This is a genomic window from Paenibacillus sp. y28, from assembly GCF_037137075.1.
Lineage (GTDB): Bacteria > Bacillota > Bacilli > Paenibacillales > NBRC-103111 > JBBBNV01.
Genome location: NZ_JBBBNV010000034.1, coordinates 1 through 12,019, shown reverse-complemented (window position 1 = coordinate 12,019; position 12,019 = coordinate 1). Strand labels below are relative to the sequence as shown.

The following is a 12,019-nucleotide window of genomic DNA, read 5'->3' as shown; positions in this document are numbered from 1 at the left end:
CGCTGCGGTTTGCCACAGCGCAGCGCGAAGCTTCTTGGCGGCGGCCAATTAGCCACCGGAATTCAGGAAAGAGCAGGACAGCAGGCTTCCTTCACTGGTTTTTCCGGCAGGTCAGCGCTTGACGGTTTTACGCGGACGGCGGTTGGTGCTGCCGTTTTTTTTGCGGCGGCGTTTGCGTCTGCGGGGCGGGATATAGTCGTCACCGTCATCACTGGCGACCTTGCCTTTACCGCCGGGCAGCAGCAGCTTAATCATGGGGGCCATCTGCTGGACGCTGTTCATCAGCTTTTGCGCTTTGTTGATGGATTCAACAATTCCCTCAATTCCACCCATACGGTCGACAAAGGATTTGATATCCTTCATATTAAAGTTGCTTAAGCCGCCGAGCAGCGAAGATTTTGCTGTTGCTGCAGCCACAGGCTCAGCCACTGCCTGCACCAGATTCGCCGCTGGAGCGACCGCGGGCGGTCCTGCTTGAAATCCCTGCAGCCCCGGGTATCCTCCGCCTAAGCCCGGATAAGAAGCCGGTGCGATCCCCGGACCGGGCTGTACCATGTTGCGCATGGTTAGCGGCCCTTGCTTCACACGGATGTTCGGATCGGACGCATTCACTGGAGTCACCATCCTTTTCTCATAGTCATTGCGGCTGTACGCGGACGGAGGCAGCTGATACTCCCTCTCGTTCCGGATGCAGCTTATCAACGGAGCCCCTCTTGCAGAGCAAGAACGTTACACCGTTTATCGTAGGTGTCTCCCTATATCATATTAGGCGTTTGCGCGGGCGGTATGGACTCCTGTCACGATCCGGGAAAAAGCAGCGGAATTTTTCCAAGTATCGGAGAAGCGTTACTGCCGCTCAGTATTCTTTAACGAAGTAACGCATAAAAATTTTAACGTTTTGCAAAATTAAAGGAAGGAGAATGAGGTCTTCGCGTCGAAAAATACTATAATCATTACGACGAGAAGCGGGAGTGGAAACACCATGCAGCTGAAGAAACTGAATGACAAAGCGATTGATCAACTATTCCAAGCGATTCTGACGCTCCAGTCTGTGGAGGAGTGCTACATATTTTTTGATGATTTGTGTACTGTAAATGAAATTCAATCGATGTCCCAGCGGCTTGAAGTGGCGCGTATGCTCGGCAAGGGCAGCACCTACAACCAAATCGAAACGGAGACGGGAGCCAGTACAGCAACGATTTCCCGGGTCAAACGGTGCTTGAATTACGGCAATGACGGCTATAAGATGGCACTGGACCGTCTGGAGTCTGAACAACCCGGTCAAGAATAGCCTACATGCCCTGATGTGGAGTTTTGGAAGAAGCGGCTTGCTCCGGCGGCTGCTTTTTCCTTTTTGTGCTGTTCTGAAGCAGGTTCCAGTGCGGTCTCTCGTTGACATGAACTGGTACTTTCGCTAGCATAGATGTAGATTAAACGCTGGACAAGCGTACGCCTGAGCATGTTATAGGAGGGAGTTTATACGATGGTCAAAATCGGCTTGCTCATCATCAGTCATGGATCGCGCAGCGACACCTGGGTACAGCTTGTTGATGAAGCTGTAACGGCTGCGGGGCTGCCGGAGGATGTTCCGGTGTTCTCCTCCTTTCTCGAAATCGTGGAAGGGCGGCTGATTCAGGATGGCATTGATGCGCTGGAGGCGCAAGGGGTGACAGATATTGTGGTGATTCCCTTATTTGTTTCTTCAGGCAGCACGCATATCGATGAAATCAGCTACGCGCTGGGTGTTATCCCGGCGCCTCAGCTTCCAACGGATATGGGGCTGTTTCGTGTGAAGGCGCGTATTCATTTCGGGCAGCCGATCGACGATGATCCGGATATTGCACAGCTGCTGGCGGACAAAATCGCCCCGTTATCCGTTCAACCGGATCGGGAGCTGGTACTGCTTGTCGGGCATGGCAGTGTCGAAAACGGCTTCCATGAACGGTGGAAGCAGGGGCTGGAGCAGCTGGCGGCGCGAATGAAGGCGCTGGGCGGGTTTGCCGAAGCGGATGTGGCGATGCTGCTGCCCGATCAGGCCCGGGCCCGAATGGCTTACTGGCAGGAGCGCCGTCCGGAGCTGGACGTTATCGTCTCGCCGTTGTTTTTGAGTGAAGGCTACTTCACGAATGAGGTTATTCCTGAGCGGCTGGAGGGCTTTGCGTACCGGTATAATGGCGCGAGCCTGCTGCCGCACCCGCTCATCTCACGTTGGATTGAGCGGCAATTCGCTGTACTAGCGGCATCCTATTCCCATGCGGACAAAAGGTGATCTTCTGAATGACTAACAAACGTGCGAAATTAATATACAATCCGACCTCCGGTCGGGAGGAAATGAAAAAACGGCTTCCCGATATCCTGATGCGTCTGGAACGGGGCGGACTTGAAACCTCCACTCATGCCACCATCGGCGAGGGAGATGCTACGCTGGCGGCGGCGGAGGCCGTCAAGCGGGGCTTTGACATTATTATTGCGGCGGGCGGCGATGGAACGCTGTGTGAAGTGATTAACGGTATGGCGGAGCAGGAGTACCGGCCGAAGCTGGGCATTTTGCCGCTCGGCACGACGAATGATTTCGCCCGCGCGCTCGGTATTCCAAAAAACTGGGAATATGCGGTGGATCTGATTCTTCAGCAATTCAGCCGCCCGATTGATATCGGTAAGGTGAACTCCAGGTACTTCATCAACGTGGCCGGCGGCGGCTCCATGACCGAGCTGACCTATGAGGTGCCGAGCAAGCTTAAGACGCTGATCGGCCAGATGGCCTATTATATGAAGGGAATCGAGAAGCTGCCCCGTCTGCGGCCTATTCAGCTTCAGGTGCGCAGCAAGGAGATCGAGCTGAATGAGGAGGTTATGATGTTCCTCATCTGTAACAGCAACTCCGTGGGCGGCGCAGAGCGCCTGTCACCGGATGCCAGCTTCGACGACGGCTTGTTCGATGTGTTTGTGCTCCGCAAGTGCAGCCTGGCGGAGTTTCTGAAGGTGGTTTCTCTGGCGCTGCGCGGAGAGCACCTGAACGACCCGAATGTGGTGCACTTCCGGACGAGCCAGCTGGAGGTTACCTCGCAGGATTACGTTCAAATCAACCTTGATGGTGAATTTGGCGGCACCTTGCCTTGCTTGTTCAGCGTATTGCCGGGCCACATCGATATATTCGTGGATGAATCCGGCTTGTCTGTCTATAAGGAAAAAAACGGAGTGAGCTTCTTCAAATGAGCAGAAACCGGAACCACCGCAGCAAATCAAAGGCTGCACCAGTCCAAACGACGGCGAGCCGCGCAAACGCCTCTGCGGCTCGTCTTCCTTTTTCTATTGGCGATAGCGTGGAAGCGGAGATCGTCGGTCTCGGCCATGAAGGAGAAGGCGTCGGTCGCGCCGATGGCTTCACGCTGTTCATTCCGGGCGCTCTCCCGGGTGAACGCGTCCGTGCCCGTGTGAAGGAAATGAAAAAGCAGTTCGGCCGCGCCGATCTGCTGGAGCTGCTGGAGGCGAGCCCGGACCGGATTGAGCCTCCCTGTACCTTGTTCGACACATGCGGCGGCTGCCAGCTGCAGCACCTCAGCTACGAAGCGGAGCTGCGTCACAAGCAGCGGCTGGTGGCCGATGCCCTGCAGCGGATCGGCAAGCTGCCGGTGGAGGTGGTGCACACGAGCAGCTTCGCAAATGGCGGGAATGCTGCTGCTGGATTAACCAGCAGCATAAACTGTGACGTTGGTAATGCAACCGTAGCAGTCGGTGGTGCACACGATGCTGTAAACGATGAGACCGTAGTAGTTGGCGGTGCACACGATGGCGTAAATGATGCGACCGTAGCAGCCGGTGGTGCACACGATGGCGTAAATGATGCGACCGTAGCAGTCGGTGGTGCAAACGATGGCGTAAATGATGCGACCGTAGCAGTCGGTGGTGCACACGATGGCGTAAATGATGCGACCGTAGCAGCCGGTGGTGCACACGATGGCGTAAATGATGCGACCGTAGCAGTCGGTGGTGCAAACGATGGCGTAAATGATGCGACCGTAGCAGTCGGTGGTGCAAACGATGGCGTAAATGATGCGACCGTAGCAGTCGGTGGTGCAAACGATGCTGTCAACGATGCGACCGTAGCAGTTAGTGGTGCAAACGCCACAGCCGCACCGGTTGTTGTGCTGCCAACCTTGGGCATGAACGAGCCTTGGCGCTATCGCAACAAGGCCCAGGTGCCGATTGGTGAGGAGCAGGGTGGTCTTGTCGGTGGATTTTACACTCAGGGCAGCCACAAAATCGTAGATATGGAGACCTGTCTTATCCAGCACGATGATGTGGATGCATCGGTCGCCGGTGTCAAAGCCATTGCCCGCGAACTCGGCATCCGGCCATATCGCCAACAGGAGCATACGGGGGAGCTGCGTCATGTTATCGTGAAGACGGGCTTTGCTACAGGGGAGCAGATGGTTGTACTCGTTACTCGAAGTGCCAAGCTGGAGCGGGAGGCAGAGCTGATCGCTGCTATACGCGCCAGGCTGCCGCTGGTGGTGAGCATCTGTCACAACGTACAGCCGGAACGAACTTCTCTCGTGTTCGGTCGTCATACCCGTGTCTTGTGGGGACGCGAGGTAATTCATGACACCATTGGCGGCATCCGTTTTGCTATTTCGGCGCAATCCTTTTATCAAGTGAACCCGGCACAAACCGAAGTGCTGTACAGCAAAGCGTTGGAGTTTGCGGGGCTTACGGGCCAGGAAACGGTCATTGACGCCTACTGCGGCATTGGCACCATCTCCTTGTTCCTGGCACAGCGCGCGGCCAAGGTTTACGGTGTGGAAATCGTCCCGGAAGCGATTGAAGACGCTCGCCGTAACGCCGAACTAAATGGCATCCGTAATGCGGAATTCGCCGTCGGCGCCGCCGAAGACGTCATGCCGCGCTGGCTCGCCGCCGGCGTCCGCCCCGACGTCATCGTCGTCGACCCGCCTCGCAAGGGCTGCGACCCTGCCCTGCTGGAAACGCTTCTCACCATGCGGCCTGAGCGCATTGTCTATGTATCCTGCAACCCGGCCACACTGGCCCGGGACCTACAGGTGCTGTGCGGCGGGGAGGATGCTGCTTACCGGTGTGTAACGGCGCAGCCGGTGGATATGTTTCCGCATACGGTGCATGTTGAATGCGTAGTGTCAACATACCGTGTTGACAAATAATTGGGAATACTTAGACCATTTGTTTTTAAGCCGAATTACATGTAAAGCTCAAGCGATATTGCTTGGGCTTTTATTATGCGCAGACAGTACTTGAAGACGATCTTAAATAGAGCTAACATACCAACAAAAATCAAGGTATGGAGGCAAGTTCAAATGATCACTGTAAAAGTTGATACGAATACTACTGATCAAGTCTTACAATCAAAAAGCTATTCCCTGTTAGGATTGGATATCGACGATGAGGCATCGAAGCAACTATTAGATTTCGCAAGATAGCATTGCAAACTTGTCCTTGAACATGGTAATGCAGCAACGACTCTATCGCGGGACAAGAAATTAACGAGGATATTCAGAGTTTACGGTTAGCAAGGGATGCTTTTATTGAAGAATTGAGAAAATCTCAAAACAAACAACCACTTGGATGATCTATTCCCAAGTGGTTCTTAACTGATTATTTCTTTCAGAGATTCATTTGTTCTTCCTTATTGGCGGCAAAAGATAAAATCGTATCATTAATAGGAGTACGGTTACACTCAAGTAACTTTCCATTTTTATAAATGCATTTAAATTGATAACTAGTTGATTCGTTTATCATGAATGGAAGAAAATGAGGAATATTAGATGGTATTCCATTGTTTTTAACGTTCAAGACCCAAGAGATTTCCTTCCATTCAAGGATACCTTCATCAACTTTCCTCGGAGTTTCGTAAATATAATTTTCAGGTAGTTTTACAATGAAGGCATACATCCCATCGATGACCCCATTATCATCCCAACTAACGACACCCTTGAACTGTACCTTATTTACCCGGATACCTGTCTCCTCAAAAATCTCTCGTAAAATACTCTCATTTGGTGTCTCTCCACTTTCAATTTTGCCTCCAACTCCATGCCATAGACCCATTGCAGGAGCTTTATTTCGATTTAACATCAGAATCTGATTTCCCTGTTGGATAAAACAAATAGTATAAGTGAACATAGTTTTAAATTCCTGCTTTCATGTTTATATGAATTCGTTATCCTTTACAACTTCGTCCAGTGAATCAAAGGAATCAACATAGCCTCTGTTGATTCCTTCCCACAAATAAAGAGCAGCAATGGTGCAATAAGGCTCCCATAGGCTTGCTTTTTGTTCTAGGTAATCTTTTCCATTTACTTGATCTTCAACATTGTAAACCCATTTAGTCGCACGTTGAAGACCAACATCCCCTAAAGATAAGATGTTCATTCTTCCCAGAGAAAAAATTAAGAACATCTCAGCAGTCCAACTTCCAATTCCTTTAATTTTACTTAATTCTAATATTACGTCATTGTTATTCAGTAATGGTAAGGAGGACAAATTTACCTCCCCAGATAGAACCTTATTTGTAAGATCCCTAATGTAAGTTATTTTTTGTCTTGAAATGCCAATTTCTCTAAATGATTTATCTTCAATTTCACATATGCTTTGAGGAGTAGGTTTTGGACAAAAATCTAATAACCGATTCCAAATAGTATTAGATGCCTTAATTGATAATTGTTGTCCAGTTATTCTTTGAATCAAGGAAACGTAGTAATTATCCTGTATAAATATCGAAACAGTTCCGATTACTTGAATTAATTCACTTAGTCTTTTATCCGCTTTGCTAAGTGTCATGATCCGATCATCTTTATTCGTAAATGTAAGTAATGTAGTCAAGAACTCACCTCAAAAATTGAGAATAAATAATAATTGAATGCGTACGCTCGTTCTGTTATCATAATCAAATAAGGGAACATAGGTTCGAAGTGTAAAAATAACAATCATTTAACGCCATTAATATGATATACTAAGGATTCCTAAAAAAGAAGACATCAGAAAGAAGGCGTTGTAACATGTCAACTAAAGAACTGGAGCTCTCGGGCACTTTCGTATTAAATAAAAGAAAACCTATACATAGATGGTACCCATATTCTGAAGGATATTCATATCCTTTAGTCGAGAAAGAAGTTATTAGAATTGGCAAAAAAATAGATTGTATACTAGACCCTTTTGGCGGATCGGGTACGACGCCTCTTGTTGCCTCCCAAAAAGGAATTAGATCTTATTATACTGAAATGAATCCATTTATGAGATTTGTAGCAGATACAAAGATCAATTCCGTCATTGAAAGTAATCAAGATACGGATGAAATTTTAACGGAATTACTTAAATTACGTGAGAGTCTTCCTTCAATAATAACGCAATCCACAACAATTAGTGAATTTGGAGGATTTGAAAAGTTCTTCGACATTGAAATATTACGTCAAATAAAAAATTACAGTAACTTCATTGATGACGCGAATCATCTCCATCCTTTAACGGTACGCTTTGCCAACTTTGCATTAGCTTGCGTTGCAGTGTCCGTTTCGAACATGGTTCGAAGAACTGATCTTCGTTATGCAAGGGAAGACGAAAAAAAAGAGTACAATAAAAATTTTACCGCCAACATAATGGACAAGCTTACTGAAATCATAACTGATATAAAGGATTGCAGTAGAACCCTGATAAGTAATACATCTTGTTTGGGGGAAGACGCACGATATTTTGACTCGCCAGAAAAAATTGATGTCGTAGTAACATCACCGCCATATTTAAACGGAACCAACTATATAAGAAATACCAAGCTGGAACTAAAACTGATGAAGTTAATCGAGAAAGAAGACGATTTAAAAACACTCCATTCCAAAGGTATCGTCGCAGGAATTAACAACGTTTCAAAAAGGAATATTATTCCCCACATTCTCCCAGAAACATCTGAGTATGTAGAAAAACTTGAAGCTGATTCTTATGACTTACGGATTCCCAAAATGGTGGCAGGGTACTTTTACGATATGAACAATGTTTTTGAAAATTTACATCGGCAAATGAAAAGCGGTGGAACTTTCGTTTTAGATATAGGTGATTCTCAATTTGCAGGGGTGCATATTCCTACTCATGAAATACTTCAAACATTAGCAGTCAAAAATGGTTTTCATTTTATTGATGAGGAAATATTAAGAACTCGCCGTTCAAAAAATGGAATGGTTTTATCACAACGCGTATTACGATTTCAAAATAATTGAGGTGAGTAAATTGATCATTTCAACAGAAAAAAAGTCAGACTTTGAAAATAGAATTAATGAATTTATAAGTGAATTTCCCTATTTATCTCCACCATATAATAGTCGAAATTACGGGCATCGATGGCATTCACTTTGTTCTTACCACGGAAAATTAAAACCAGGCATAGCGAATAGATTAATTGCAGCCTTTACAAATGTTGGAGATGTAGTATTAGATCCAATGTCTGGTGTAGGAACAATACCATTTGAAGCCTGTCTTCAAGGAAGAATCGGTATTGGTAACGATATGAGTGAACTGGCATTTGCAGTAACAAAAGCAAAAGTTGATAAACCACCATTATCTGAAGTGATGTCGGTATTAGGTGAACTTGAAATATTTATTAATTCGTTTAAACAAACTTACACAGATAGTGATGTTCCATATAAAGATTTCGGTCTAAATAAGGTAATTCCTGAATATTTCCACGAGGAGACTTATTCCGAACTCCTAGCTGCAAGATTGTATTTTTCACAACTTGGAAATGGAAAGCTTAATAATACTGAAGCAATGGTACTTTCATGTTTACTTCATGTTTTACATGGTAATCGTCCATATGCACTTTCAAGAAATTCACATCCATTAACGCCATATGCACCAACAGGTGAATTTGTATATAAAAATGTAATTCAACATATAAGAAATAAAATAAATTTAGCGTATAATAAAGGTGAGTTTGAGCATTATATCAATGGGAAGGCTATATTTGGTAATATGTTTGATTTAGGTGAAAAAATAAGTGATGTTGACGTAATCATCACCTCACCTCCATTTGTTGATTCAATTAAGTTTTACAGTATGAATTGGATGAGGCTTTGGTTTGCTGGTTGGGAGCCAGAAGATTTTAAAAAAGCCGAAAGTATATTTATTGAGGGTCAACAGAAACAAAGCCTAGAAGTTTACCGTCCATTCTTTAAAATGTGTAACACAGTATTAAAGAATGGTGGTAGAGTGATCATGCACCTAGGTAAAAGCGTAAAGGTAGATATGGCTGAAGAATTATCACATATTTCATCTGAGTATTTTGAAACTATAGCTATTGGAAACGAAGATGTTAGTAAAGTTGAGAAACATGGTATACGAGATAAAGGCGGAACGATTGCACATCAGTTTTTATTCCTAGAAAAAAAATAAACAGGAAGGTGGATAACCCACCTTCCTGTTTTTAATTTCCAGATATAGTTTCTGGAAACTTACAAGTCCTAGAGTAGTACTCCTGAACCAAATCAATGTCGCCATTCGCCTTAATTACGCGGACAATTGATGCATAAATTTTATCTGCAGTAAGTCGTCCATCCCTGACCTTTTGATAATCGGGTTCATTAAGGAAATCATCAAAAAACCAGACTACATTTTCGATTAAGAGATCAATCACCTGTTGATTAGCTTTTGTAGATCGAATTGTATCGTCGTCAATTCCCGTGATTTCCTGTAACTTCATTAATTCACTTTCAGAATAAAATTGGACTGGGAAATGGTCGCGTTTACTTGAATTGTGTTCTGCACATAGACAAGTTGCTGTTTCATCCAAGCGATAAAGGAATGCTAGGGGCATCGTATGATCTAAATGCATTTCATCCAATTGTAACTTTATACCGCATTTAAAGCACCGTTGCCCGAACTTATTCCAGATAAATTCGGAAAACTCCTTCTTGGTTCTTTTTAAAAATTCGAAATGGACAATGTTTCGATCTAGCAAATTATTAACCAACACTTCAATAGCTCGACGGCGTAATGAATCCTCCCTGAACTGTTGACTATTTCTTAATGGATTTAGTGCTGCGTTTACATAGTACTTCTTGCATGGAGTACATTCAAGTTGATGACCGTAATGAGTAGTTACAAACCCATCTTGAATGAAGTCCGCATTTAAGTTGTCATGATTCAGATCGTCAAGATTGTCAATTTTGTATTTATTGAACAACGGATGCTTACACGGAGCTTTTTTCTTACAATGTAACGAAAATCCAAGAGTTTGGATTTCATCATAAATATTTATCGGAAGATAACGGTCGCAGCGATTACAGCCTTTCAAGACAACATCGTCACCGATTCCAAGCATATCATGATGTGGACTGTGAAGATAACTAGCAAAAGGCAAGTGGGTTTGCAGGTAATATATTTGAGGAACGTGCATGAACGTTTTTTTCTTGAAATCCTCAAATAGACTTGAATCTTTGTATCCTTCGTAATTAATTGAATCAAAGTCAAAGCCGATAAACTGAAGGATATTATGGTCAGATACAGATTCAAAAATTACTTCGACGCATACATCTTGAATGATATCTCCAAGCTCCAAGCTAATTTCTTTATGAAAACCAAGAGGGCTCCACGTGTTCGGTTCCAATGGCTTGACTAATGATTTGCTATATTCGAATTCCTCATCATACCCGCTAATTTTAAAGGTTAATTTGAAGTGAACCTTTAATTTTTCAAGAGTATGAACGTACCCTCCGAAAGCGACTATTCCAAGATTAGATTCAAATAATTCTTGCAAGTCCAATTTGTCGCGCTTGAAAACGAACTTTTCGACCTTTTTGCTACATTCATAACTTTCCGAGGTTAGGATGATACATTCCCCTCCGGATTTATTTCCTGAAACTTTGAATCCGCTTCTTCTTGTTACTGGACGGCGATGATAAGTTCTAAAAACCTTTTTCTGCATACGGATAACACTCCCTTTTACAAATTTTCAAAGAAAACGGTCATTTCTACATCAAGTGCTGTGACGAGCCTATAAAGATTGTAAATAGAGGGACACTTTTCACCACGTTCGATGGCGCCGATATATGTGGGGTCAAGACCCGATATTTCAGATAATTTTGCCTGTGTTAACCCTTTTTCATTGCGAAGAAGACTTAATCGATAACCAACTAATTTAGAGTATTTATGTCTTTCCATAAGTTTCCTGCACCTCGGTTCTAGATATAGGATACACATGAATTGCACTCTTTAAAACTGTCTAAAAGCATTATTACAGAGAGGTGCAAGGTGTTTTTTATCCTGTCAAATAAATCCTTTTATTTTACGTAGTCCAAGAATTGTTTATATCGAACACATATTCGCATATTTGAGATTGAATGACGAGTAATTTGGCTGGTTCATCCAATTGTTATTTGTGCGATCATAAAAAAATAAGAGTTACTCGGATTGCTCTTAACATTTTACTTGCTAGTACAGCTAGGACTAAAAATTGCCTGCAAATATTAGGATTACGGTCATTTTTTCATGGAGTTGGCTCCAAACTGGTATCGCACATGCTGTGTTTATCTGCCATTTTCGCTTCATATGATGGGTTTCAAATGATGGAGTATACACCGCTTTAATAGGACTTTGCAGGCGGTTCGTGAGGCATTCCTTGCCGCATTGGGATACTCTGGTGGAGTTTGGGTTTCGCATGGATGTTCAGCATACAACTTTTTTGATATTATTGGTGCAGAGGGGTTGTCGTTTAGCTTACCTTTCCTATTTAGGGGATAATAGTATTTTCAGCGAGAGGAGTCATCTTAAATGTTGAAGCTGGTTAAAGAGCGAGAGGTTGTTGCCTCACCGAACCAAATGCCGAATCCTGTTGCGGCTCTATGGGAGATCTCACATTCCGCACCCTGATCATGTGGTAGCGAATGGCTTTTTTGGGGGTCAGCAAGCCGTTAAACGGGTGTAGCGATGGCTTCAGAAGCAACACCATCGCTGAGGCAAGTCGATTCAGTTAGCCGAGGTAAACCGATTCATCCAAACCGAG

11 protein-coding genes are annotated in these 12,019 nt (G+C 44.6%); 6 read left to right on the top strand and 5 right to left on the bottom strand.

Annotation, left to right across the window (positions count from 1 at the left end; genetic code table 11):
- Window positions 1-111: 111 nt before the first annotated feature.
- Complete coding sequence (locus WBG83_RS19865) at window positions 112-702, bottom strand: hypothetical protein (RefSeq protein WP_336747085.1); 591 nt, start codon at window positions 700-702, stop codon at window positions 112-114.
- A 280-nt stretch (window positions 703-982) separates the two neighbouring features.
- On the opposite strand from WBG83_RS19865, the gene WBG83_RS19860 reads away from it, so the two are divergent.
- From WBG83_RS19860 to rlmD, 4 genes are all read left to right on the top strand, one after another.
- Window positions 983-1,291, top strand: a complete 309-nt coding sequence (locus WBG83_RS19860; protein ID WP_336747084.1) for a YerC/YecD family TrpR-related protein — start codon at window positions 983-985, stop codon at window positions 1,289-1,291.
- A gap of 192 nt (window positions 1,292-1,483) precedes the next feature.
- Window positions 1,484-2,269, top strand: coding sequence for a sirohydrochlorin chelatase (locus WBG83_RS19855; RefSeq protein WP_336747083.1), 786 nt, complete (start codon window positions 1,484-1,486; stop codon window positions 2,267-2,269).
- Window positions 2,270-2,277: 8 nt separating this feature from the next.
- Window positions 2,278-3,216 (top strand): diacylglycerol kinase, encoded by a 939-nt coding sequence (locus WBG83_RS19850; protein ID WP_336747082.1) that lies wholly within the window; start codon window positions 2,278-2,280, stop codon window positions 3,214-3,216.
- Window positions 3,213-5,177, top strand: coding sequence for a 23S rRNA (uracil(1939)-C(5))-methyltransferase RlmD (gene rlmD / locus WBG83_RS19845; protein WP_336747081.1), 1,965 nt, complete (start codon window positions 3,213-3,215; stop codon window positions 5,175-5,177). The genes WBG83_RS19850 and rlmD overlap by 4 nt, the downstream gene beginning before the upstream one ends.
- Before the next feature lie 460 nt (window positions 5,178-5,637).
- Here the strand turns inward: rlmD and WBG83_RS19840 are convergent, their stop codons facing one another.
- Both WBG83_RS19840 and WBG83_RS19835 read right to left on the bottom strand, forming a co-directional pair.
- Window positions 5,638-6,156, bottom strand: coding sequence for an NUDIX hydrolase (locus WBG83_RS19840; RefSeq protein ID WP_336747080.1), 519 nt, complete (start codon window positions 6,154-6,156; stop codon window positions 5,638-5,640).
- A gap of 24 nt (window positions 6,157-6,180) precedes the next feature.
- A complete protein-coding gene (locus WBG83_RS19835) occupies window positions 6,181-6,813 on the bottom strand; it encodes a DNA-3-methyladenine glycosylase family protein (RefSeq protein WP_336747079.1) in 633 nt (210 codons plus the stop codon).
- 218 nt (window positions 6,814-7,031) lie between these two features.
- Between WBG83_RS19835 and WBG83_RS19830 the strand changes: the two genes are divergently transcribed.
- A complete protein-coding gene (locus WBG83_RS19830; protein WP_336747078.1) occupies window positions 7,032-8,240 on the top strand; it encodes a hypothetical protein in 1,209 nt (402 codons plus the stop codon).
- A gap of 10 nt (window positions 8,241-8,250) precedes the next feature.
- Window positions 8,251-9,411: a hypothetical protein gene (locus WBG83_RS19825; protein ID WP_336747077.1), complete on the top strand. Its 1,161-nt coding sequence runs from the start codon at window positions 8,251-8,253 to the stop codon at window positions 9,409-9,411.
- A 31-nt stretch (window positions 9,412-9,442) separates the two neighbouring features.
- Here the strand turns inward: WBG83_RS19825 and WBG83_RS19820 are convergent, their stop codons facing one another.
- Window positions 9,443-10,942 (bottom strand): HNH endonuclease, encoded by a 1,500-nt coding sequence (locus WBG83_RS19820; RefSeq protein WP_336747076.1) that lies wholly within the window; start codon window positions 10,940-10,942, stop codon window positions 9,443-9,445.
- A gap of 17 nt (window positions 10,943-10,959) precedes the next feature.
- The gene (locus tag WBG83_RS19815; RefSeq protein WP_336747074.1) at window positions 10,960-11,178 is read right to left on the bottom strand and encodes a helix-turn-helix domain-containing protein; all 219 of its coding nucleotides are present in this window, start codon (window positions 11,176-11,178) and stop codon (window positions 10,960-10,962) included.
- Window positions 11,179-12,019 lie beyond the last annotated feature (841 nt).